The following is a 22658-nucleotide window of genomic DNA, read 5'->3' on the forward strand; positions in this document are numbered from 1 at the left end:
CGATGCTGGCCCCCCTGCGTGGCACCCCGCTGCGCGTCAAGCTCGTCGCCGCGGTGCTGGCGCTCGTCACGGCCGCGCTGCTGGTGATCGGTGCGGCCAGCACCTTCTTCCTGCGCAACTACCTGCTCGACCAGGTCGACGGCAACCTGCGCAGCCTCAACAACAACGTGCAGGCGCTGCTCCGCGACAACATCCAGTTCGCGGTCGGCGACAACGCGTTCGCCGTCGCGTCCACCCCGGCGCAGCCGACCCTCAACGACCTGAGCAGCAAGCCCAGCCAGTTGTTCACCCCGGACGGGCCCGACCTGCCGCAGAACTACCAGGGGCTTCAGCAGTCGCTGCGCCAGCACCACAACGACCCGTTCACGGTCAAGGCGATCGGCAGCCAGACCCGCTGGCGCGTGCTGATGGTGCAGCCGCAGGACAGCAGCGCGATCGTCGCGGTCGGCTTCAACCTCTCCGACGTCGACCACACCGTCAAACAGTTGCTCTGGATCGACGGCCTGGCCGGGGGCACGGTACTGATCGTGCTCGCGACCGTCGGCGCCGCGATAGTCCGCAGCAACCTCAAACCGCTGCGGCAGATCGAGCGCACCACGGTGGCGATCGCGGCCGGTGACCTCAGCCAGCGCGTCCCCGACACCGAACCCGGCGTCGAGGAACCCAAGACCGAGCTCGGCCGACTGTCCCGGGCACTCAACTCGATGCTCACCCAGATCGAGACCGCGTTCGCGGCCCGGGCCGACTCCGAGGCCGCCGCCCGCGACGCGGCCTTCGCCGCACAGGCGTCCGAGGCGCGGGCGTTGCGGTCCGAGGAACGGATGCGGCAGTTCGTCGCGGACGCCTCGCACGAGTTGCGTACGCCGCTGACCACGATCCGCGGCTTCGCCGAGCTCTACCGGCAGGGCGCCGCCGCCGGTTCGCTGGAAGACACCGCACGGTTGGTCCGCCGGATCGAGGACGAGGCCGCCAGGATGGGTCTTCTCGTGGAAGACCTGCTGTTGCTCGCCCGCCTCGACCGGGAACGACCGCTCTCGCTGTCGCCCGTCGAGCTGCGTGTGCTGGCCAGCGAGGCGGTGCAGGCGGCGCAGGCGATGGCGCCGGACCGCGACATCTCGATCGAGATCGCGCCACGGGCCGGGCTGCTGGTGGTCCAGGCCGACGACGCCCGGCTCCGCCAGGTGCTGGGCAATCTGCTGACGAACGCGATCATCCATACGCCGCAGCCGGCCAAGATCACTGTGCGGCTGCGCTCCGACAGCGGCTCGGCGATCGTCGAGGTGGTCGACACCGGCCAGGGTCTGCCGCCGGAGCAGGCCGAACGCGTCTTCGAGCGGTTCTACCGGGCGGACGCCGCGCGCCGGCGCGACCGCGAGGCCAACAGCACCGGCCTGGGGCTCGCGATCGTCGCCGCCCTGGTCCGCGCGCACGGCGGCAGCGTGGAGGTCGACAGCGTGCCCGGCAAGGGTTCGACGTTCCGGGTCCGGCTGCCGCTGGCCACCGGCGAGGACGACCACGACGACGCGGACGGCCCGGGTCCCGACCCGGCCAGCGGCGGCAGCAACGGCGCGGGTCCGAACGGCCACTCTCAGACAACGCTCAGCCCGGCCCCAGGCCCGTCGCAGAGCGGTGGGGAAAGGTAAATGTCATGACCGAGCACGAAAGCGACCCCCGGCACGATCTCGAGCGGCGCACCGAACCGGAGTCCGGAGCCGCGCCGGAGCCGCGTCCGTTCGGAGCGGAGCAGCCGACCGAGCAGTACGCGCGCCCGTCGGAGGCAGAGCAGCCCGCCGCGCAGCTTGCGCGTCCCGGGGAGGCCGAGCCGCCGACCGCCCCCGTCCACCCCCAGCCGGTCAGCGGCACACCCGTCCAGGGTCAGCACCCGGACCCGGCGCCCAGCCCGTGGCAGCAGCCGGCGCCGCACTACCCGCAGCCGGGCTATCCGCAGGCCGGCTCGGGCTACCCGCAGGCCAGTTCGGGCTACCCGCAGTACAGCTACCCGGCGACCGCCGGCTACGGCCAGGCGGGTTACCCCGGAGCGCCGGCCGACCCCGCCCAGGCCGGCCACCAGCCACATCAGCAGCACGGCACCCCAATCCCGTGGGTCGGCGGCGGCGGACCGGGCGGCCCCCCGCCCGGCCAGCCCTGGCCGCACGCGGGACAGCCGGGACAGCCGGGCCGGCCCAACCGCGTCGGCCGGTGGATCGCCGCGGCCGCGGTCGCGCTCGTGCTGCTCCTCGGCGCCGGGTTGGTCGGCGGCGTGATCGGTGCCGCCCTCAACGGCAACGACGCCGACAACGCGCGGGCCCGCGCGGCCGCCGCACCCGTGGTCAACCGGTCGTCGCTCGCCGAGATCGCGCAGAAGGTGGAGCCGAGCATCGTCTCGATCACCACCGGCAGCGGCGAGGGCTCCGGCGTGGTGCTCACCGAAGACGGCTACGTCCTGAGCAACAACCACGTCGTGGCCAGCGCCAGCGGCGGCACCGTCACGGTGGTCTTCGACAACGGCAAGCGCGCCACCGCCAAGGTCGTCGGCACCGACCCGAAGAGCGACCTCGCGGTGGTCAAGGCCGACAACGTGTCGGGCCTCAGCCCGGCGAAGTTCGGCGACAGCGCCGCGGTGCAGGTCGGCGACACCGTCCTGGCCCTGGGCAGCCCGCTGGGCCTGCAGGGCTCGGTCACCGCCGGCATCATCAGCGCCAAGGACCGCACCATCCGGACCCAGTCCGAGCAGGACCAGCAGCAGCAGCCGGACCCGTTCGGTGGCGGCGCCAACCAGCAGCCGACCGCGACCTCGCTGTCCGGCCTGCTCCAGACCGACGCGCCGATCAACCCCGGCAACTCGGGTGGCGCGCTGGTCAACACCAACGGTGAGGTGATCGGCATCAACACCGCGATCGCCACCTCGGGCCAGGGCAACGGCAGCATCGGCGTGGGCTTCGCGATCCCGAGTGCCAAGGCCGAGCAGGTCGCCAACGCGCTGCGCAACGGTGAGAAGGTCTCGCACGCCGCGCTCGGCGTCTCGGTCACCGAGACCGAGCAGGGCAACGGCGCGCTGGTCAGCGCCGTCAGCGCGAACAGCGCGGCCGCCAAGGCCGGGCTCCAGCAGGGCGACATCGTGACCAACTTCGGCGGCGAGGCGATCAACACCTCGGACGAACTGGTGGCCGCGGTCCAGTCGCACAAGGTGGGTGACCAGGTGCAACTGACCTACACCCGAAACGGATCGCAAAGCACCGCAACCGTGACGCTCACCGAAGCGTCATAAGAGCTAGATACGCGCACACCTGGGACCCGAAGGCCGCGTGACCCGCGGTGACGGTCCTCCTCCCAAAAGGTGGCGGGTGACACGGCCCTCGGGGGTTGGTCGTGTCACCCGCTACCGCCTTTTGTGCACACGGTGAGCGCCTGGTGACGGCCGGCCGACGATAGCTGTGCGTGGCTGTCGGGTAGCGGACGCGAAGTCGATTCCGATCTATGAGCGGCCTACTCTCCAACCCCGGTGGGGTAACGGAGGGTGGGCACCGTGACGGTCGTCGAGACCCGGGTGAGTGTGTGGGAGGCGCTGGCCGGGCGGGCGCCGGGGCAGCCGGTCGGCCCGCACGACCCCGGCATGTGGGCGGCCGTCGTCGAGCGGCTCAATCCGGCCCGGGCCAAGCCGGTGCTGCGCGCCGGCATCGAGCAGGTCGACCTCGTCTCCGTGCGTGACGTCCCGTACGTGATGCTCCGCTCGCCCGACGATCGTGGCGCCGCCTGCTACCTGCGGCTCACGCCCGAGGAGTGGCAGCTCGCGACCTTGATGGACGGCACGCGTACGGTCGCCCGTCTGGTCGCCGAGTTCGCCCGGATCGGTGGCCGGCTCGCACCGGACCAGGTCACCCGGGTGGTCGCCGACCTGGCCGCCAACCGGATGCTGGCCGAGTTGCCGGTCGACGCGTTCCGTCCGCTGGCCAAGGTGCACCGCCGTCCCTGGCCGATGCGGCTGGGCCGCACGCTGCTGGCCTTCGCGCAGGGCCGGCGCACCGTGATCGCCGACATCGACCCGCTGGTCAGCTTTCTCTATCGGGCCGGCGGCCGGTTGCTCTTCCACAAGGCCGCCGCCGTGCTGCTCGGCGTCGTCGCGGTGGCCGGCCTGCTCGCGTTCGGCTGGACGTGGTGGCACGGCGAGGAGTCAATCTTCCTGACCGGCGGCTCGTACGCGACCGGCGCGGCCGTCCTGCTCGGCCTCAACGTGCTCGCACTGGCCTGTCACGAGCTCGGTCACGCGCTCGCCACCAAGCACGCCGGCCGGCGGGTGCCGGCCGCGGGCTTCCTCGTCTACTTCGGCATCCCGTCCGTCTTCGTCGACACCACCGACGTGTGGATGGCCGGTCGCCGGGCGCGGATGACCACCACCGCCGCCGGCCCGGCCGCCGGGCTGGTGCTGGCCGGCATCGCGGGGCTGGTCGGTGTCCTCGTGCCGGAAGCCGCGCCGTGGACCTTCAAGCTGGCCTTCGCCTGGTACCTGAACGCGCTGTTCAACCTCAACCCGTTCCTCGCGCTCGACGGCTACTACCTGCTGATGGACTGGCTGGAGATCCCCAACCTGCGCGCTCGGGGTCTCACCTTCGTCGTCAGCCGGCTCCGCCGCCGCCCGCCGCGCTGGTCGGAGCTCGACCGCGAGGGGCGGTTGGTCGCGCTCTACGGCACGGTCGCCGTGCTCTGGGTGGCCATCGCCGTCAACCTTGGCTGGCGGATCTGGACCGACCGGGTCGCCGGGTTGACCATCGGGCTGTGGCGGTCCGGCTGGCCCGCCCGGATCCTGCTCGCCGCGGTGATCTGCGGCCTGGCCGCGCCCCTGGTCTACCTTCTGTTCGGTTGGCTCGCCGGGCGGGTCCGCGCGCTGCGCCGCCGGCTCGCCCAGCGCCGCCGCGACCTCGACGCCCCGCAACGGCTCGACGCGCTCCGGGCCTCCGCGCTCGGCCGGCTGCCCGGCGCCGCGCTCGCCGACCTCGCCGCGGCCGCCACCTGGGTCCGCCCGCGCACCGGCCAACAGCTCGTCTTCGCCGGGTCCGCGCAGCGTGCCGTCTACGTCGTGGTCGACGGCGCGGTCGAGGCACGCCGCCCGGACGACCCCTCCGGCCTGGTCCGGCAACGACTCGGCGCCGGTGGCGTGGTCGGGCTGGCCAGCGCGCTGAGCGGGGCGCCGGCCGCGCTGGCCTGGCACACCGCCGGCACTACGCTGCTGTCCCTCCCGCCGTCCGCGGTGTCCCGCGCGATCGGCCCGGTGCCCGGACCGCCGCCGGCCGAGTGGGACCAGGCCGACCGGCTGTTCGCCGAGGCACCCGCGCTCCAGTCGCTCAGCGCCGAGGACCGGATGGGTCTGGTCTCCGCCGCCCGGCCGATCCTGCTCGCGCCGGGCGACCCGGTCTCGCTGCAGGGCGCCACCGACGCGGTGGTCGTCGAGTCCGGCACGGTGGTCCTGCCGGACGGCACCGACCTGCGCCGGGGCACGCTGATCGGCCCGATCGGCGACGGACCCGGTGGTGTCGTGGCGACCGCGCGCACGCCCACCCGGCTGTGGTCCGTGCCCGCGCTGCCGGGCGTACCGCTGCTGCTCGGTGCCGATCCCGCCGTCGTCGCGTCGGTCGCCGGCGCCGGCCCGCAGATCGGCGTGCACCCATCTTTCGGCTACCCGCCGTTGGCCGCGCCGCCCGGGCCGCCGCCCGTGATCGACGAGACGGTCGACGGTCGCTTCGAGCGCCGGCTGTGGTGGCTGACCGCCCTGCTCCTGCTGCTCGCGCTGTTCCTTACCGGCACCAACTTCCTGCCCGGTCCCGCCTGGGCCGAGATGCCTGCCGATCGCGCGCTGCTGGCGACCACCCGCGGCACCGCCGACGTCCAGGTCAACGGTCGGCAGGTCAAGCTGACCTCCGGCGCCAAGGTGTACGTCACCGAGGGCGACCAGGTGCACCTGCGCGACCGCTCCTCGGCGACGCTGACCTTCCGCGGCGGGTCCGTGACCGTCCTCTGTGCCGGCAGCGGGGTCGCGGTCGGTGAGCTGTGGAGCGAGGGCGACCGCCGCACGGTGCCGCACGGGTCGTTGCGGCTGTCCGACGGGCGGGTGCTGGTCGACACCGCGAGCACCGGCAGCACGTTCCGGCCGCTGGACCTGTCGCTGGACGCCTCGGGCACGCGGCTGACCAACGACGGCGCCGCCTGGTACAGGGTCAGCTCCGGCGGCGGCAGCGTCGTCTCCACGGGGTCTGTGCGGGTCGACGGCGAGCTCCAGCCGGCTACCGACGCGGCGCTCGACTGCGGCGACGGCCGCGAGGTGCCTCGTCCGGCCGGGCCGACCGAGGAGCCGTCGCCCAGCGACGAGCCGTCACCGACCGACCTGCCGTCGCCGACGGCTACGCCGAGCGTGACGCCGACACCGCCCGCCGGCACCGACGACGATGACGACGACAACGACGCTGGCGACGACGACAACCCGCCGCCGGGCCAGCCGGGCGACAACCCCGTGCCACCGGTCACCCAGCCGACCACGGCCCCACCGACGTCAGACCCGCCGACCGAGCCGACGAATGATCCACCCGTGATCACAGGGCTGTCTGCGGATCCTGAGTCGATCAGTCGGACATGCCGATCTGACGGCAGCACCAACATCAGCTTCCAGGTGCAGGACGATGATCTCGCCTCTGTATCAGCGTCGTGGTCCATGGCGAACGGCGAAGGCGGCGGCATCGGCCTCGGGAACGAAGGCTCCTTCTACGGCGGCACGCTGACCGTGCCGTACACGGGGGAGAACGCCCAAGGCGGGACTGTCCAGGTTGTCGTGACTGCGGTCGACCAAGCCAAACAGTCTGCGGAGCCAGCGAGAATCTCAGTCCCGCTGAATCCTTGTACACCGATCATCGGCTAAGGAGAGTTCGTGCTCTGTTGGTTTTGTCCTAAGTCGGCGCGGGGGTCGTGCCGGTTCTGTGGGCGCGGGGTGTGCGAGGACCACGCCCGGTTCGGCCCGTTCCTGCTGGAGGTGCACCGGTCGGAGACCCGCAACCGCGCCGAGGGGCTGGTCGTCGAGGACGCCGTGCAATGTGGCACGTGCCGGCCGCGTCCCCAGCCGGTGCCGATGCCGGAGCTCGACTGACGGCGCTACCGTAGGAGCGCCGTCGATGGGGAGGGGCCAGCGATGAGTGACTTCGACGAGGTACTGGAGCGTTTGGTGGTTGACCCGGCATTCGCCAGTGCCCTCGCGTCCGACCCGGGGCTGGCCCTGGCCAGCTACTCGTTGAGCGACGACGAGATCGCGCTCTTGCACACCCAGGTCGGCGGCGATTCGACGACCGAGCACGCGGTGGAGACCCGGGCCAACCAGTCGAGCACGTTCGGCCTGCTCGGTTCGCTGGGCGGGCTGTTCGCCGACGGCGGCCCGATCTCCGGCACGTCCGGCCTCGGGCACGCGGCGACGAGCGGCCTGGGTTCGCCCGCCGGCCAGTCGGGCCTGGGTCCGGCGGGCTACGACGGGGCGAGCTTCGGCCCGTACGCGCAGGCCGAAGGCACCCACGGCGGCATGGGCGGGCTCTCCGGCTTCGGCGACGAGATCAGCCAGGGGCTCGCGGAGACCGCACCGGCGGGCACCGACGCGATGGGTTCGGCGCCGGACGCGGCGTCGGGCACCGCCGGCCTCGGTCCGGCAGTGACCGGCGGCCACGCCGGCCTCGGCCCGGCCGCGCCGGAGACGCCGAGCTCTGTGATCCCGGATGGCTACCACACCCGGGTCGACGTCGACGGTGACGGCGACTGGGACAAGCACGTCCTGCTCGGCCGGGGCGACGGCGGCGTCGACATCATGGTCGACAACGACCGCGACGGCCGGGTCGACTTCGTCGGTCACGACACTGACGGCGACGGCCTGGTCAACTCCGCCGACTACGACAAGGACGGCGACGGCGTCTTCGAGAAGACGATGTACGACGACAACGGCGACGGCTGGATGGACCGCACCGTCCATCACTGACCGGCGCGCAGATAGGTCAGCACCGCGACGACCCGGCGGTTGCGGTCGTCGTCGGGCGGCAGGTCGAGCTTGGCCAGGATGTTGCCGACGTGCTTGCCCACCGCCGCCTCGGAGACCACCAAGAGCCGGGCGATGGCCGCGTTGGAGTGTCCCTCGGCCAGGAGCTGGAGCACTTCCCGCTCCCGGTTGGACAGTTGGGCCAGGGGGTCGCGCCGCCGGCGCACCAGTTGCGAGACGACCTGCGGGTCGACCACCGTGCCGCCGGCGGCGACCTGGCGCAGCGCGGCGATGAACTCCGCGATGTCGACCACCCGGTCCTTGAGCAGGTAGCCCACGCCCCGGCCGGACCCCGAGTCGAGCAGATCGGCGGCGTAGCTCTCCTGCACGTACTGGCTGAGCGCGACCACCGGCAGCCCGGGATGGCGGCGGCGCAGCTCGACCGCGGCCCGCAGCCCTTCGTCGGTGAAGCCTGGGGGCATCCGGATGTCGGTGACCACCAGGTCCGGCACGCTCGCGTCGACGGCGGCCACCAGCGCGGCGGCGTCGCCGACGGCGGTGACCGTGAAGCCGAAACGGTCGAGGATGCCGGTCAGTCCTTCGCGCAGCAGGGTGCCGTCCTCGGCCAGCACCGTCCGGATCACCGCCACGGCAGTTCCGCCCGCAGCAGCGTCGGCCCGCCGGCCGGGCTGGACAGCCGGGTCGTGCCGCCGACTGCGGCCACCCGGTCGGCGAGGCCGGTCAGCCCGCTGCCCTGGCCGGGCTCGGCGCCGCCGTGGCCGTTGTCGCCGACCTCGACGACCAGCGTCCGGCCGTCGCGGGCGGCGGACACCAGGACCTGGGTGGCGCCGCTGTGCTTGGCGACGTTGGCCAGCGCCTCGGCGACGACGAAGTACGCGGTCGACTCCACGTGCTCCGGTGGCCGCTCCGGCAGGTCGACCGCCACGGTCACCGGGACCGTCGACCGGTCGGCGAGCTCGCGTACCGCCGCGTCCAGGCCGCTGTCGGTGAGCACCTGCGGGTGGATGCCGCGGATCAGCTCGCGTAGCTCGGCCATGAGCTGCTTGGCCTGGTCGTGCGCGACGCCGACGCTGCGCGCGGCCGGGCTGTCGGGCGGCAGGTCGAGCTGGGCCACGCCGAGTTGCAGGGTCAGGCTGACCAGCCGCTGCTGCGCCCCGTCGTGCAGGTCGCGTTCGATCCGCCGGCGCTCGGCGCTGAAGCCGTCGACCAGCCGGGCGCGGGAGCTGACCACCTCGGCCAGCCGGCTGCGGGCCTGTTCGTCGGCGCCGCCGAGCAGCACGCGGGCCAGTGCGCCGTGTGCGCCCGCCACCACGCCGAACAGGTACGGCACGGCCGGCAGGAGGACCAGCCCGAGCAGCGCGTACGGCAGCGCCTCCGAGGGCGTGTCGACCGCGGCCGCGCCCAGCGTGATCGGGTCGCCGGCGCTGACCACGAACGGGCTGGAGATCAGCGCGACGACCATCAGCAGCCCGATGCCGGCGACGAAGTAGACGAGGGGCACCACGGAGCTCAGCGCGAAGCCGTAGACCACGGCCCGCCAGGTGGCGGCGTCGACGTAGCGGTCCGCCAGCCAGCGGAACCACTGCCCGGGCGCGGGTGGCGGGAGCCCGGGCAGGGGCCGGTCGTCGACCAGGCGGAGCCGGAACCGTTCGACGGCGGCCAGGAGGACGGCGCTGACCGGCGCGACCGTGCCGAGCAGCACGGTGCCGACGCAGACCAGCAGCACGAGCTGCGAGCCGGACAGGTTGGTCTTGCCGCGGATCAGCCGGTCCGCCGCGACCACCCAGGGCAGCGCGACCGTGCCGAACACCAGCATCGCCGCGAACCCGATCGGGGCCGTGCTGATCAGGTAGCCGAGCGAACGCCAGGGCCAGGCGGTCCGCAGGAAGGTCGGTTTGGCTAGCGCACGCAACGCGGTCATGCCAAGGACGCTAACGGCGGGACCAGCGGGTACGCCCTACGCCTGCCGCTAGTCCTTGGGTAGCGGTAGCTATACGCGTCCGAGATTGCCCTGGCGTTGTGCGTCATCGAAGACCACCATTGCGGACAGGGAGGTGTTCGCGGTGGTGGCCATCGCCACGGATCAGTTGACCAAGGTCTTCGACGACGGCACGGTCGCGGTCGACCAGGTCAGCCTGCTCGCCGCGCCCGGCGAGTTCCTGGTGCTGCTCGGGCCGACCGGCTGCGGCAAGTCGACGATCCTCCGGCTGGTCGCCGGGCTGGAGACGCCGACCGCCGGGCGGGTGCTGATCGACGGCCAGGTGGTCGACCATCTGCCGTCCCGGGACCGCCGACTGGCGATGGTCTTCCAGGACTACGCGCTCTATCCGCACCTGACCGTCGCGCAGAACATCGGCTTCCCGCTGCGTGTCCGCCACGATTCGGCGGCCGACGTGGCAGCCCGGGTCAACGAGGTCGCCGACCAGCTCGCCATCACCGGTCTGCTGCGCAAGCTGCCCGGCGCGCTCTCGGGCGGCGAGCGGCAGCGGGTGGCGATGGCCCGGGCGATCATCCGCCGGCCACAGGGCTTCCTGCTCGACGAGCCACTGTCCAACCTGGACGCCGGTTTGCGCGCCGAGCTGCGCTCCGACGTGGCCGCCCTGGCCCGCCGGCTCGGGGTGACCACCCTCTACGTCACACACGACCAGGCCGAGGCGATGACCATGGCCGACCGGGTGGCGGTGCTGCGTCGCGGGGTGCTGCAGCAGGTCGGCCCGCCCGAGCAGGTCTACAACGACCCCGCGACGCTGTTCGTCGCCGCGTTCCTCGGCACGCCCCGCACCAGCCTGCTCGAAGGAGCGGTCTACGCCGACGGCGACCGGGTGGTGATCGACCTCGGCTCGCAGGTGATCGAGCTGCCCGCCGGCCACCCGGTGCGGGCCCGGCACACCGACCGCGTCACGGTCGCGCTGCGCGCCGACGCGCTCGCGCCGGCACCCGACGGGCACACCGGCCCGGTGCTGTCCGGCACCGTCCGCCAGGTCGAACACCTCGGGCACGAGGCGCTGGTGCACGTCGACACCGGTGCGCTGCCCACGTCGACCGAGCGGTCCCGGCTGGAGCTGCCCGGGCCGCAGGCCGCCGCCCTGATGCGCGAGGCGCCCCGACCGGCCGCGGCGCGCACCGAATACGGCTTCTACCCGGCGTACGACCCGGAGCTGCCCGGGGAGCCGCCGCCGGTGGGCGAGGTGGTGCTGCGGGTGCCCGCCGTCGGGCTGCCGCGCCGGGACGAGACCATCCGGATCGCCGTCGACCTCGACCGGCTGCTGCTGTTCGACCGGGCGGGCGCGCGGATCCGGCTAGCCGCCGGGAAAGCCGGCCAGCGCGACGTCTAGGCGCTCGGCGTACGGCCGGCTGATCGCGCCCTCGCCGGCCCGGACGGCGACCTTCGCCCGGAGCTGGTTGACCCGGTCCGTGCGGGTCTCCGCCGCGTCCAGCTCCCGCAACAGGTTGCGCAGGTCGGTCGCGATGTCGTGGCGGATGCCTCCGACCGCCTGGCCCTCGGCGATCAGGCCGTCGACCCGGCTCAGCGCCTCGCCGATCGAGACGGTCGCGGCGGGCGTCGGTGCCGGCTGTCTCGTGGACGGTGACGGTGACGGGGTGGTCGGCTGGGCCGCGATGCCGTCGCCGGGTGGCGCCGCGCCGTCGTGGAGCAGCGGCACCAGCACGGCGGTGGCGAGCAGCAGCACCGCCGCGATTCCGGCCGCGACCAGGACCCACCCCCGGCGCGGCGCCGCCCGGTCCGGTGCCGGTGCCGGGGCGGGGGCAGGTGCCGGCGGTGGTGCTGCCGCGATCGCCGCACGTAGCTCGGCCGCGGCGGCGTGCGCCGTCGGTCGGGACAGCGGGTCGCGGGCCAGGCACCGCATGCAGAGTGCGGCAACGGAGGGCGGCAGCCCAGGCACCTCCGGCGGCGGCGGAACGTGCCCGGCGGACCAGGCCCGGGTCAGGTCTTCCCAGGTGTCGGCGGGCACCGGGACGTGCCCGGTCAGCGTCTCGTAGAGCAGCACGCCGAGCGCGTAGCTGTCGGTCGCGGGCTGGGCCGGGGTGCCGTCGAGGCGTTCCGGTGCGACGTAGGCGGGCGTGCCGAAAGTCTCGCCTTCGGCGTCGTCGTCCGGCGCGCCGACCCGGGTGGCGATCCCGAAGTCGAGCACCTTCGCGCCGGTCGGCGTCATCATCACGTTGGCCGGCGTGACGTCACGATGGACGATCCCGAGCCGGTGTGCGGCGGCCAGTGCCTCGGCCACCTCGGCGCACACCCGCACCGCGTCCGGCCAGGGCAACGGACCCTCGGTCAGCCGCGCCTCCAGTTCGTCGCCGGTCAGCAGCTCGAACACCACGAACGCGGTGACCGTGCCGTCCGGCGCGACCGTCTCGGCGTAGTCGTGGACGGTCGCGACGTTCGGATGGACAAGCTGCGCGGCGGCGCGGGCCTCGTCGCGGACCAGGTCGCGGAACCGGGCGTCGGCCGCGAGCGCGGCGGAGAGCACCTTGACCGCGACCGTCCGGTCGAGCACCTCGTCTCTGGCCCGCCAGATCACCGACATGCCGCCGGCGCCGACCCGGTCGATCAGCCGATAACGGCGGGCGAGGAGGGCACCCGGGGTGAGCGTGGACATGCGGTCGACACCTCACGGCGGTCAGGGGAGTGGATTCAATCTCGGCGATGCCCGGTGGCTTGTCAACCGGAAGGGTCGCCGCCCTCGTGCCAGGATGGACCCGTGGATGGGGGTCGAGTGGCGTTCGTGCTGGGTGGCGGCGGAGTGCTGGGCGCCGTCGAGGTCGGCATGCTCCGGGCGCTGTTCCGCGCCGACATCAAACCCGACATCGTGATCGGCACCTCGATCGGCGCGGTCAACGGCGCGATGGTGGCGGCGGACCCGACCGAGGCGGTGACCGACCGGCTGGTGCGGCTGTGGGCCAGCCCGGAAGCCAGCGAGGTGTACGGCGACTCCGTGGCCCGGCAGTTGCGTCGCTTCGCCGCGCGTACCCACCTGCACTCGCCCCGCCCGTTGCGTCGCCTGCTGGAGCGCGAGCTCGGCGAGAACGCCACGTTCGAGGAGCTCAAGGTCCCCTTCCGGTGCTGTGCGGCGAGCATCGAGCGGGCCGCCGAGCACTGGTTCTCCACCGGTCCGCTGGTCGACGCGGTGCTGGCCAGCGCGTCCGTGCCGGGTCTGCTGCCGCCGGCCCAGATCGGGGAGGAGCACTACGTCGACGGCGGGATCGTGAACTCGATCCCCATCGGCGAGGCGGTCAGCAGTGGGGCGCGGCACATCTTCGTGCTCCAGGTCGGGCGGATCGAACGCCCGCTGACACCTCCGCGCCGCCCGTGGGAGGTGGCCCAGGTGGCATTCGAGATCGCCCGTCGGCACCGTTTCGCACGCGAGGTGGCGGCCTTGCCCGACGATGTACATGTGCACGTGCTTCCCACGGGGGGCCTGGAGCCCCGAGACGACACACCCTGGGCCTACCGCGACATGGCCGCGGTCGGTCGGCGGATCAGTCGCGCCTACACCGCGTCCCGGCGCTATCTGGCCCAGCATCCGTTGGCCGGACGGGACGACGACTGATGCCGCCCCCGCCCCGCTGGTTGCGGCGGATCGTGCTGGCGCCGCTGGTCATCCTGTTCGCGCTGGTGCTGCTCACCACGCTGCCGGTCTGGCTGCTGCTGGCCGCCGCGGCGTCGCCGCTCGTGCCCGGCCGGCTGCGTCCGCTGCGGGTGATCTGGCTCGGCACTGTTTACGTCGTCTGGGACGCGGTCGCCCTGATCACCATGTTCGCGTTGTGGGTCGGGTCCGGCTTCGGGTGGAAGGTGCGCTCGCCGGGCTTCCAGCGCGCGCACTACGTACTCACCGGTGCGTTCCTGCGGTTCCTCTTCGCTCAGGCCCGGTGGACGCTCAAGCTGCGGCTCGACATCGCCGGCAGCGACCCGGACACCGCGCAGCCCGGCCGGCCCGAGCTCGTCGTCTGCCGGCACGCCGGCCCCGGTGACTCGTTCGTGCTGGTGCACGCACTGGTCAACTGGTTCGACCGGGAGCCGCGGATCGTCCTCAAGGACAGCCTCCAGTGGGACCCGGCGGTCGACGTGATGCTCAACCGGCTCCCCAACCGGTTCATCGCGCCGCAGCGCGACCCCGAGGGGCTGGAGAAGCTGGTCGGCAACCTCGCGGTCGGGCTCGACGAGAACGACGCCTTCGTGATCTTCCCGGAAGGCGGCAACTTCACGCCGCGCCGCCGGATCCGGGCGATCGAGCTGCTGCGTTCGCGCGGGCTCTACCGGATGGCGGCGAAGGCCGAGAAGATGCGCAACGTGCTCGCGCCGCGGCCCGGTGGGCTGCTGGCCGCGATGGACGCCGCACCCGACGCGGGCGTGATCTTCGTGGCGCACACCGGCCTCGACCGGATGCTCACCGTCAGCGACGTCTGGCGTGAGCTGCCGATGGACAAACAGATCACCATGCGGTTCTGGTCGGTCCCGCCGGAAGAGGTGCCGAGCGGGCGCGAACAGCGGATCGAATGGCTGTACGACTGGTGGGCGAAGATCGACGCGTGGATCGAGGAGAACCGCCCGGTCGTCGCGGCGCCACCTGAGCCCCACCTGACCACGACCTGAGTACGCGCACTCTCCTGTTCCGGCGCTGAACCGGACAGGATGCTGTGCGTGAGCTATCCCTGCCCGTCCTGCCGGACGCCCGCTTCGTTGGAGACCGGCTGCCCCGGCTGCGGCCGAGGCCCCGATCTCGACGCGGCGGAAGTGGTGCGCCTCAACCACGAGATCGCGACCCTGACCGTGGCGGTCGAGCAGGCCCGCCAGGCCCATGCCGACCTCGCGGCCCAGCTCTCGGCCGCGCATCGGCAGCGGGAGGAGGCGGCGGCGCGGGTCCGGCTGGCGGCCTTCGTGGCAGCGGCCCCAGTCGTGGCGGTGCCACCTTCGGCGGCCCGGCCGGAGACGAGCCCGCGTACGGCGCAGAACGTCCTGTTCACTCTCGGCGCTCTCTTGTTCGGCGCGGCCGCCATCATCTTCACCGGCGTGGCGTGGACCTACGGCGCGACGGGCCGCGCGGTGAGCCTTGCCGTGGTCACCGCGCTCGTGCTCGCGGTGCCGCCGCTGACCGTCCGGCGCGGGCTGCGCTCGACTGCGGAGACCTTCGCCGCGCTCGGCATGCTGATGATCGTGCTCGACGGCTACGCCGCCTGGTACTCGGACCTGCTCGGTGTCGGCTCGCTGGAGGGCGCCCCGTACGCGGCCCTGGTCTGCGTGGTGACCGCTGCGGCCGGGGTCGGCTACGGGCGGCTGACCGGCCTGCACGCACCCCGGCTGGCCGCGCTGGCCGCCGTGCAGCCGCTGCTGCCGCTGCTGGCCGAGTGGCTGGACGCCCCGGTGGGCGGCTGGGCGCTGGCGTTTGGCGGCACTGCGGCGATCAACCTGCTGCTCGTCCGGGCCGACGGCCTGGCGACGCGGGTGTTGGGTTGGGTCGGCTACGGGTGCGCGCAAATCGCATCGGGGGTGTGCGCACTCGTAGTCCTCTTCGTCGGCGGTGACACGCCGGCCCTGCTGACCGGTCTCCCGGTGCTGCTGGTGTCGGTGCTGCTGGTGGCAGCGGGGATCGTCGGCCGGGCGCGCTGGCTCGCGGTCGGCGGTGCGGTCACCGTGCCGCCGGCGGTCGCGATCGCGATCCTGCGGCCGGTCGCGGAGCTGAACGCGTCCTACCTGCTGGTGGTGGCGGCCGCGACCGTGCTGGTGATCGCGCTGGCCGCGGTCCGGCTGCCGGTCGCCCGGCCGGGTGCCCTGGTCACCGTCGGCACGTTCATGCTGATCACCGCAGCGGTGGCGCTGACCGTCGCGGTGGCCACGATGGCTGCTTCGATGCCGCCGTTCACCGCCGAGGGCACGCTCGACCGGACGTGGCTGCCGGACTGGCAGCTTCCGGCAGCGCTGGCGCTCGGCACCGCTGCCCTGGCACTGCTGGTGCCGGCGGACTGGCGCCGCGCGGTCGTGACCGGCGGCGGCGTGCTCGTCGTGCTGGCGCTGCCGACCTGGCTCGCCCTGCCCTGGTGGGCGATCTCCGCGCTGGGCCTGGGAGTGGCGGCGGTGCTGCTGCTGACGTTCCGCCCGGCCTGGGAGCTGAGCGTGGCAGCGGCGCTGCTGACCGGCCATGCCGTGGTGGTGGGCCTGGCCCGGCCGTGGTCGACCGCCGCGGTGTTCGGTGCGCTGGCGTTGCTGGGGTTGGCCGCCGCCGTCCGGACCAGGCGCGCCGCGGTGTGGTGGTGCGGTGCCGGCCTGGCGGCGGTGCCGGCGGCAGTCGCCGCGACCGTGTACGCGGCCGGTGCCGGTGGTGCCTGGTCGGCCCGCGCGGGCCTGGCCGCCCTCGCGGTCCCGCTGGCCGCGACGCTGCTGTTCGCCCGGCAGCCGCGGTTGGTCCATTTCGCACCGGCGGCGGCCGGCGCGCTGTCCGTCGGTGCCGTGGTGGTCGGCATCTGGCCGCCGCTGTCCGAGCTGACCGAGCCGGCCGGCGTCTACCCGGCGGTGGCGCTGCTGGCGCTCGCCGTCGCCACCATCGGCCTACGAGGGACGCCTCGCTTCCTGGTCGGCCTGGCGGCCGTTCCCCTGGTGCTGCTGGCGAGCGTGCTGGCGGCGCTCGCCGTGATCGTGCCGCTGTTCGCGCCCTACGCGTGGTGGGAGGAGGCCTGGACGGGCGCGCCCGAGGGTGTCGGCCTCCCGGGCGGCACCATCGACGTCACCGCCGGCCCGGCGGCGACCCTGCTGATCCTCGCGGCCGTCTGCCTGGCCACGCTGGTCCGCGCGCCCGCGCCTACCGCCCTACCAGCGGAAACAACGCCCGAGCGGGCCGAGCCCGGCCCCGAGCTGGCCGAGCCTGGCCCCGAGCTGGCCGAGCCCGGCTCTGAGCTGGCCGCGCCCGGCCGCGAGCCGGCCGAGTCCGGCTCGGAGCCCGCCGCGTCGGCGGTCGGCGCACCCGCGCCCGAATCGGTGCGGCCCGCGGAGCCGGGCGCGGAGCGGACGGAACCAGGCGTGCTGGTCGGCGGTGGTGCGTGGGTCTGGCGGCCCAGCGGCGTCGCAGGTGGGCTGGTCGCGGTGCTGGCGGCGTTCCTCGCGGCCTGTGGCGTGATCGCCGTCCTCGTGGTGGCCGGTGCGCCGTGGCCGGTCGTGCCGGCGATCACGCTCGCCGCCGGCCTGGCCTTCGGCATCGCCGCCGCAGTCCGCCCCGCGGCCGCTGCCGCCGCGATGCCGGCACTGCTGCTGGTCGGGTCCGGGCTGTCCGGCCTGCTGCCGACCCCCGCCGCGACCCTGGTCGGGCTGGGCGCCGTGATCGCGGCCGGCGCCTTCGCCGGTGCCGCCGGCGGCCAGCCGGCCGCGCGGGTCACCGGCTGGCTGGCCGCGATCGCGGCGGGCGCCGGGTTCGCCGTCGCCGCGGTGCGGGCCGCCGAACTCCCGCTGCGCCACGCGTCCTTCCCGGTCCTCGCGGTCGGCGCCGTCGCGCTCGGCCTCGGTTACCTGTTGCGCCGCCGCCGGCCGGGCGTCGAAGGGCCGGCCGTCGACGCGGTGGGCCATGTCGCGGTGCTGCCGGCGCTGCTGCTCGCCTGGGGCGACGTGCCGATGGCGGCCGGCGTCGCGACCGCCTGGGGAGCGGTGCTCGCCGTCCGGGCCGTCCTGCCCGAGGAGCGGGCCCGGCTGCCGCTGGCCTTCGCCGCCGGTGGGAGCGAACTCCTCGCCTGGTGGTTCCTGCTGGTCACCTGGGAGGTCGCGCTGCGCGAGGCGTACACGCTGCCGGCGGCGGCCCTGGCGCTCGGCGCCGGCTACCTGGGCCTGCGCCACAACCCCCGGCTCGGCAGTTGGCTAGCTCTCGGTCCGGGCCTGGCCGCCGCCCTGCTGCCGAGCCTGGCGGCGGTGCTGGTGGCCGGCGGCCAGCTCGAGCGGCGGCTGCTGCTCGGCGTCGGCGCGGTGGCGATCGTGCTGATCGGTGCGCACCGGCAGTGGCGGGCGCCGGTCGTCGCGGGCGGGCTCACCCTGGTCGCGCTGACCCTCCACGAATTGGCGGTATGGGATCTGGTACCCCGCTGGGCGTACCTCGCCGGTGGGGGATTGATCTTGATCGCAGTGGCGATGACCTATGAGCGCCGGCTCCGTGACCTGCGCAAAGTCCGTGGTGCGCTGGGCCGGATGACCTGAGCGTGACGACGCCATGGTGGGGTTGACACCACCATGGGTTCGGGGGGTCGCGGGCTCGTTCCGGAGGTCGCCGACGGGGAGGCTGTCCCCATGACTGTGATCGCCCAGGAACGCCGCGGGGCTCAGGAACAACGCGGAAGTGACTTCGCCCGCCTCTCCCGCGAAATCGCCGCGGCCGGCCTGATGCGGCGCCGGCCTGGCCGGTACGCGGTGACGATAGGCCTGACCGCCCTGCTCTTCGCCGGCTCCTGGGTCGCCTTCGTCTTCGTCGGCAACTCGTGGTGGACGCTGGCCATCGGCGCGCTGTGCGCGATCGCCACCACCCAGGTCGCCTTCCTCGGCCACGACGCCGGGCACAAGCAGATGTTCCGCAGCCGGCGGGCCGCCGAGGTCGCCGGGCTGACCGTCGGCAACCTGGCGACCGGGCTCAGCTTCGGCTGGTGGGTCGACAAGCACAACCGGCACCACGCGAACCCGAACCACGAGGACCACGACCCGGACGTCGGCGAGGGCGTGATCGTCTGGACCGAGAAGCAGGCCGCGAAGCGCACCGGCTGGGGCCGGTGGTTCGCCCGCAACCAGGCCAGGCTGTTCTTCCCGCTGCTCACCCTCGAGGGCCTCAACCTCCACGTGTCGAGCATCAAGGCGCTGTTCAACGTGCCGATGCGGCACCGCCGCACCGAGGCGCTGTTGCTGGTGATGCACACCATCGGCTACTTCGCGTTGGTGTTCTCCGTGCTGCCCCCCGGCAAGGCGCTCGCCTTCATGGCCGTGCACCAGGGCCTCTGGGGCGTTTACATGGGCATGTCGTTCGCGCCGAACCACAAGGGCATGCCGGTGCTGACCGCGGCCGACGAGCTCGACTTCCTGCGCAAGCAGGTGCTCACCTCACGCAACGTGCTCGGCGGCAAGTGGGTCGACGTGGTTCTCGGCGGGCTCAACTACCAGGTCGAGCACCACCTGTTCCCGAGCATGCCGCGGGCCAACCTGCGCCGGGCGGCGCCGATCGTCCGGGCGTACTGCGCCGAGCACAACATCCCCTACCACTGGGCCGGGATGGTCGAGTCGTACCGGCAGGCGCTGACCTACATGCACAACGTCGCCCGATGAACAGCCCGTACCCCCACCGGAGCGGGGGCGCCGGCGGGGGTACGGGAGGGGGAGAGCAAGGCCTACTTGGCGCCGAGTGCCTGGAGCAGCGACTCCGGTGCCTCGACCACGTCAGCGGCCGGCGGCTCGGTGACCGCGACTGACGCGCCGAAGTCCGAGTAGGTGGTGGTCATCTTGCCGAGCTGGGGGTCGATCGTGGTCAGGTCGATGGTCAGCTCGCTCAGCCGGCCCGAGTCGTCGACCTTGGCGGTGAACGGCACGGAGTTGCCCTTGCCGCCCAGCACGTCGACGGAGACGCCGCTGCCGGCAACCTTCGTCAGGTCGATGGTGCCCTGGTAGGCGCCGTCGGCCGACTTGGTCACGTCGGCCATCCGCTCGACGAACTTGCCGGCGCCGGCCGCGTCACCGTCGGGCAGCGCGTCGAAGGTCGTGCCGGCCAGCCGCGCGCCGTCGATGTGCAGCCACTTGCCCGGCTCGACGCCCGGCACGCCGGTCGCCTGGAGCCAGGCGTCCTGGCCGATCGACCGCAGGTCGATGTTCGAGCTGTTGCCGACCTTCACGCTCATCGTGGCCTTGTCGGCCTTCGGGTCGAGGTTGCCGGTGCTGGTGACCGCCGCCGACTCCAGGGTGACCTTGACGGTGTCGTCGTTGAGCTTCTGGGCGGCCGCGGTGAGCTCCGCGGTCGCGGCGCTCGCCGGCGACGCGTCGGAGGAACCGGCCGAAGGGGTGGCCGTAACGCCCGGTGCGGCGGTGCTGCCGCAACCGGCGAGTCCGATACAGAGCGCGGCGAACACGCCGAGCCCGGTGGTCGCAAGTCGTATCCGCATGCGGGCAAACGTGCCCGATCCACCCCAGCGGCAAACGTCGATCAAGCGCCGACCGGTCGGCCGCCGGGCCATGATGAGCGCATGGGACCGCGCTGGCACCGGCTGCGGCACGCGCTGCGTCCGCACTCGCACGACACCGCCGACCAGGTCGACCGCGAGTTGGAGACCAGTCGGGCGGGTATCCGTGCGGTCTGGGTCTCGCTCGCCGTGCTCAGCGTGACCGCCGGCCTGCAAGCCGTCGTGGTCGTCTGGTCCGGCTCGGTCGCACTGCTCGGCGACACCCTGCACAACGTCGCCGACGCGCTGACCGCCGTGCCGCTGTTCATCGCGTTCCTGGTCGGGCGGCGGCCGCCGAACCGGCGCTACACCTACGGCTACGGGCGGGCCGAAGACCTGGCCGGGATCGTGATCGTGCTGTTCATCGCGGCGTCCGCGGTGCTCGCCGCGGCGGAGGCGATCCGCCGGCTGCTGCACCCGGCCGACGTCGACCACCTGCCCGCGGTGGCGGTGGCCGGCGTGCTCGGCTTTCTCGGCAACGAGGTGGTCGCCCAGTACCGGATCCGGGTCGGCCGGCGGATCGGCTCGGCCGCGCTGGTCGCCGACGGACTGCACGCGCGTACCGACGGCTTCACCTCGCTCGGCGTGCTGCTCGGGGCCGGTGGCCTGGCGCTCGGCTGGCGCTGGGCGGACCCGGTCGTCGGCCTGCTGATCACCGCCGCGATCCTGCTGGTGCTGGCCGGCGCGGCCCGGCAGGTGTACCGGCGGTTGATGGACGCGGTCGACCCCCACCTGGTCGACACCGTCGAGCGGACCCTGCGCGAGACCGCCGGTGTGCTCGACATCGGCGCCGCGCGGCTGCGCTGGATCGGCCACCGGCTGCGGGCCGAGTGCGAGATCGTCGTCGACGAGCGGCTGGACGTGGTGGCCGCCCACGGCATCGCGGTGGTCGCCGAACATCGGCTGCTGCACGCCGTACCCCGGCTGGCGTGGGCTCTGGTGCACGCGGACCCGCGGGCACGCGACGGCGCCGACCACCACGCGGTGGTGGCGCATCACCACCGCCCGTAAGCCGCTCGTAACGGGCATTGCGCCCGTGCGCGGGCCAGGTAGGGTCTGTCCCGTGGCAGAGGTGTTGGGCGCCGACGAACTCCGGACGGCGCTGGCCGAGCTCGACGGTTGGGCTGGTGACCCCACGGGGATCAGCCGCGACGCGGAGCTGGCCAGCTTTCCCGGTGCGATCGCGGTCGTCGACCGCGTCGCCGAGGTGGCGGAGGGGCTGGACCACCACCCCGACATCGACATCCGCTGGCGGCGCCTGCGGTTCACGCTGAGCACCCACTCGGCCGGCGGCGTCACGGCCAAGGACCTCGACCTGGCCCGCCGCATCGACGCGATCGTCCGGGACGCGGCATGAGGTTCGAGATCTCTCGCGTTCTTGACGCGATCGAGAGCCGGCTCTGCCTCGACCCGGCCCTGGCCCGCGCGGTGGTCGACCTCGGCGAGGTCAGCCGTTTCGTCGACCTGGACGGCGGGCGCCCGGCGACCCTGCTGCGCCTCGGCATCGCGGTCGACGCACTGGGTCGTCAGGTCGAAGAGGAGAACGTCCCGGTGTACGTGATCGCGCCGCGCGCGCTGATCTCCGACGCCGACCTGACCTCCAACGAGCGCATGGTGGTCCGCCGCTGGGCTGACGACGGCCGCATCGAGGTGCTCCGCGACCCGGCCGACCGGCTGCTCGAGGTCGCCGAGCTGCTCGGCCTGCCCGTGCTCAGCCGCAACCGGTTCGACGGCGCGCGGCAGCGCTACGGCTGGCTGGCCCAGCCCGGCCGGCTGCTCGCCCCGGTGACCGGCCCCGGCGGTCCGACGCTGATCGCCCGCGTCGGCGGCGGTGCCCAGCCCGGCAGCGCCGACCCGTCACCCGTCGGCATGAAACTGCTCTCCCGCCTGTGGCGGTGCCCGGAGCCGGGGTGTTCCTCCTACGGCGCCAAGCCGGCGGGCCGCCCCGGTGGCCAGCCGCCACCGACCCTGCGCACCGGCGCGCCCACCTGCCCGCGGCACGAGGCGCGGCTCGGCGACGGCGGCCCGCGCCCCCGCGTCGAGGTCATGTCCGCCCGGGTCGGCGGCGTGGTCCGGCAGCGCTTCGTGGTCGCCGCCGACCAGCCGGTGGTCGTGGGCCGCGCCCCCGAGCGTGGTGTGATGCTCGGCCAGTGGCTGACCGACGAGGCCCGCCGCTGGATCAGCCGCAACCACGTCCGCTTCGAGCTGCACGGCTCCGACCTGGTGGCGCAGGACGTCAGCACCAACGGCACGGGCGTGCGCCCCGGCGGCTCGATCGACGACGACAACCGGGTGACCCTCAAGTCGCAAAGCCGCGCGATCGCCCTCGGCGACGTGATCGAGCTCTTCCCGGGCGTCCAGGTGGCCCGCTCCCGCACCTGGACCACGGGCGGCGTCACCAACCCGCTCTCGGTCATGTCCGAGGCCCCGACCACGACGATGCGCGCCCTGGATCGGTAAG

17 protein-coding genes are annotated in these 22658 nt (G+C 73.6%); 13 read left to right on the plus strand and 4 right to left on the minus strand.

Going from position 1 to position 22658, the window contains the following annotated elements:
* Positions 1-2: 2 nt before the first annotated feature.
* From BLV39_RS16810 to BLV39_RS16830, 5 genes are all read left to right on the plus strand, one after another.
* Entirely contained in the window at positions 3-1643 is a 1641-nt protein-coding gene (locus BLV39_RS16810) for a sensor histidine kinase (RefSeq protein WP_090797430.1), read from the plus strand.
* Between the two features lie 5 nt (positions 1644-1648).
* Positions 1649-3268 (plus strand): S1C family serine protease, encoded by a 1620-nt coding sequence (locus BLV39_RS16815; protein ID WP_090792957.1) that lies wholly within the window; start codon positions 1649-1651, stop codon positions 3266-3268.
* A 258-nt stretch (positions 3269-3526) separates the two neighbouring features.
* Complete coding sequence (locus BLV39_RS16820; RefSeq protein WP_176984947.1) at positions 3527-6904, plus strand: cyclic nucleotide-binding protein; 3378 nt, start codon at positions 3527-3529, stop codon at positions 6902-6904.
* 69 nt (positions 6905-6973) lie between these two features.
* A complete protein-coding gene (locus BLV39_RS16825; protein ID WP_239083594.1) occupies positions 6974-7129 on the plus strand; it encodes a hypothetical protein in 156 nt (51 codons plus the stop codon).
* A 42-nt stretch (positions 7130-7171) separates the two neighbouring features.
* Positions 7172-7999: a hypothetical protein gene (locus BLV39_RS16830; protein ID WP_090792959.1), complete on the plus strand. Its 828-nt coding sequence runs from the start codon at positions 7172-7174 to the stop codon at positions 7997-7999.
* On the opposite strand, the gene BLV39_RS16835 is transcribed toward BLV39_RS16830, so the two are convergent.
* Complete coding sequence (locus tag BLV39_RS16835) at positions 7993-8640, minus strand: response regulator transcription factor (protein ID WP_204082767.1); 648 nt, start codon at positions 8638-8640, stop codon at positions 7993-7995. The two genes, BLV39_RS16830 and BLV39_RS16835, sit on opposite strands and share 7 nt — an antisense overlap.
* A complete protein-coding gene (locus tag BLV39_RS16840) occupies positions 8637-9938 on the minus strand; it encodes a sensor histidine kinase (RefSeq protein ID WP_090792965.1) in 1302 nt (433 codons plus the stop codon). The genes BLV39_RS16835 and BLV39_RS16840 overlap by 4 nt, the downstream gene beginning before the upstream one ends.
* Before the next feature lie 142 nt (positions 9939-10080).
* Between BLV39_RS16840 and BLV39_RS16845 the strand changes: the two genes are divergently transcribed.
* Positions 10081-11352, plus strand: coding sequence for an ABC transporter ATP-binding protein (locus tag BLV39_RS16845; protein ID WP_090797432.1), 1272 nt, complete (start codon positions 10081-10083; stop codon positions 11350-11352).
* On the opposite strand, the gene BLV39_RS16850 is transcribed toward BLV39_RS16845, so the two are convergent.
* Complete coding sequence (locus tag BLV39_RS16850) at positions 11317-12633, minus strand: serine/threonine-protein kinase (protein ID WP_090792966.1); 1317 nt, start codon at positions 12631-12633, stop codon at positions 11317-11319. The genes BLV39_RS16845 and BLV39_RS16850 overlap by 36 nt on opposite strands.
* Before the next feature lie 102 nt (positions 12634-12735).
* Here BLV39_RS16850 and BLV39_RS16855 point away from each other — a divergent pair, with 102 nt between their 5' ends.
* The 4 genes from BLV39_RS16855 (at position 12736) to BLV39_RS16870 (ending at position 19313) form a co-directional block, all read left to right on the plus strand.
* Positions 12736-13584 (plus strand): patatin-like phospholipase family protein, encoded by an 849-nt coding sequence (locus BLV39_RS16855; RefSeq protein WP_090792969.1) that lies wholly within the window; start codon positions 12736-12738, stop codon positions 13582-13584.
* A complete protein-coding gene (locus BLV39_RS16860) occupies positions 13584-14627 on the plus strand; it encodes a lysophospholipid acyltransferase family protein (protein ID WP_090792971.1) in 1044 nt (347 codons plus the stop codon). The genes BLV39_RS16855 and BLV39_RS16860 overlap by 1 nt, the downstream gene beginning before the upstream one ends.
* Positions 14628-14675: 48 nt before the next feature.
* Positions 14676-18203, plus strand: a complete 3528-nt coding sequence (locus BLV39_RS44805) for an SCO7613 C-terminal domain-containing membrane protein (RefSeq protein ID WP_143049788.1) — start codon at positions 14676-14678, stop codon at positions 18201-18203.
* 90 nt (positions 18204-18293) lie between these two features.
* A complete protein-coding gene (locus BLV39_RS16870) occupies positions 18294-19313 on the plus strand; it encodes a fatty acid desaturase family protein (protein ID WP_090792976.1) in 1020 nt (339 codons plus the stop codon).
* 62 nt (positions 19314-19375) lie between these two features.
* Here the strand turns inward: BLV39_RS16870 and BLV39_RS16875 are convergent, their stop codons facing one another.
* Entirely contained in the window at positions 19376-20140 is a 765-nt protein-coding gene (locus BLV39_RS16875) for a hypothetical protein (protein ID WP_090792979.1), read from the minus strand.
* A gap of 81 nt (positions 20141-20221) precedes the next feature.
* On the opposite strand from BLV39_RS16875, the gene BLV39_RS16880 reads away from it, so the two are divergent.
* From BLV39_RS16880 to BLV39_RS16890, 3 genes are read left to right on the plus strand one after another with little or no spacing between them, the layout of a single operon-like run.
* Positions 20222-21208 (plus strand): cation diffusion facilitator family transporter, encoded by a 987-nt coding sequence (locus tag BLV39_RS16880; protein WP_090792982.1) that lies wholly within the window; start codon positions 20222-20224, stop codon positions 21206-21208.
* A gap of 52 nt (positions 21209-21260) precedes the next feature.
* Positions 21261-21554: a 4a-hydroxytetrahydrobiopterin dehydratase gene (locus BLV39_RS16885; protein ID WP_090792984.1), complete on the plus strand. Its 294-nt coding sequence runs from the start codon at positions 21261-21263 to the stop codon at positions 21552-21554.
* Positions 21551-22657 carry an FHA domain-containing protein gene (locus BLV39_RS16890; protein ID WP_090792987.1) on the plus strand — a complete coding sequence of 369 codons (1107 nt, stop codon included), beginning with the start codon at positions 21551-21553 and terminating at the stop codon, positions 22655-22657. Before BLV39_RS16885 ends, BLV39_RS16890 begins: the two co-directional genes overlap by 4 nt.
* Position 22658: the final 1 nt, after the last annotated feature.

Source organism: Asanoa ishikariensis (assembly GCF_900107455.1).
Taxonomy (GTDB): Bacteria; Actinomycetota; Actinomycetes; order Mycobacteriales; family Micromonosporaceae; genus Asanoa; species Asanoa ishikariensis.

Excerpts from the sequence above, each read along its gene's own strand:
- BLV39_RS16810 (WP_090797430.1), top strand. The coding sequence starts at position 3 with ATGCTGGCCCCCCTGCGTGGCACCCCGCTGCGCGTCAAGCTCGTCGCC.
- BLV39_RS16815 (WP_090792957.1), top strand. The coding sequence starts at position 1,649 with ATGACCGAGCACGAAAGCGACCCCCGGCACGATCTCGAGCGGCGCACC.
- BLV39_RS16830 (WP_090792959.1), top strand. The coding sequence starts at position 7,172 with ATGAGTGACTTCGACGAGGTACTGGAGCGTTTGGTGGTTGACCCGGCA.
- BLV39_RS16840 (WP_090792965.1), bottom strand. The coding sequence starts at position 9,938 with ATGACCGCGTTGCGTGCGCTAGCCAAACCGACCTTCCTGCGGACCGCC.
- BLV39_RS16850 (WP_090792966.1), bottom strand. The coding sequence starts at position 12,633 with ATGTCCACGCTCACCCCGGGTGCCCTCCTCGCCCGCCGTTATCGGCTG.
- BLV39_RS16860 (WP_090792971.1), top strand. The coding sequence starts at position 13,584 with ATGCCGCCCCCGCCCCGCTGGTTGCGGCGGATCGTGCTGGCGCCGCTG.
- BLV39_RS16870 (WP_090792976.1), top strand. The coding sequence starts at position 18,294 with ATGACTGTGATCGCCCAGGAACGCCGCGGGGCTCAGGAACAACGCGGA.
- BLV39_RS16875 (WP_090792979.1), bottom strand. The coding sequence starts at position 20,140 with ATGCGGATACGACTTGCGACCACCGGGCTCGGCGTGTTCGCCGCGCTC.
- BLV39_RS16880 (WP_090792982.1), top strand. The coding sequence starts at position 20,222 with ATGGGACCGCGCTGGCACCGGCTGCGGCACGCGCTGCGTCCGCACTCG.
- BLV39_RS16890 (WP_090792987.1), top strand. The coding sequence starts at position 21,551 with ATGAGGTTCGAGATCTCTCGCGTTCTTGACGCGATCGAGAGCCGGCTC.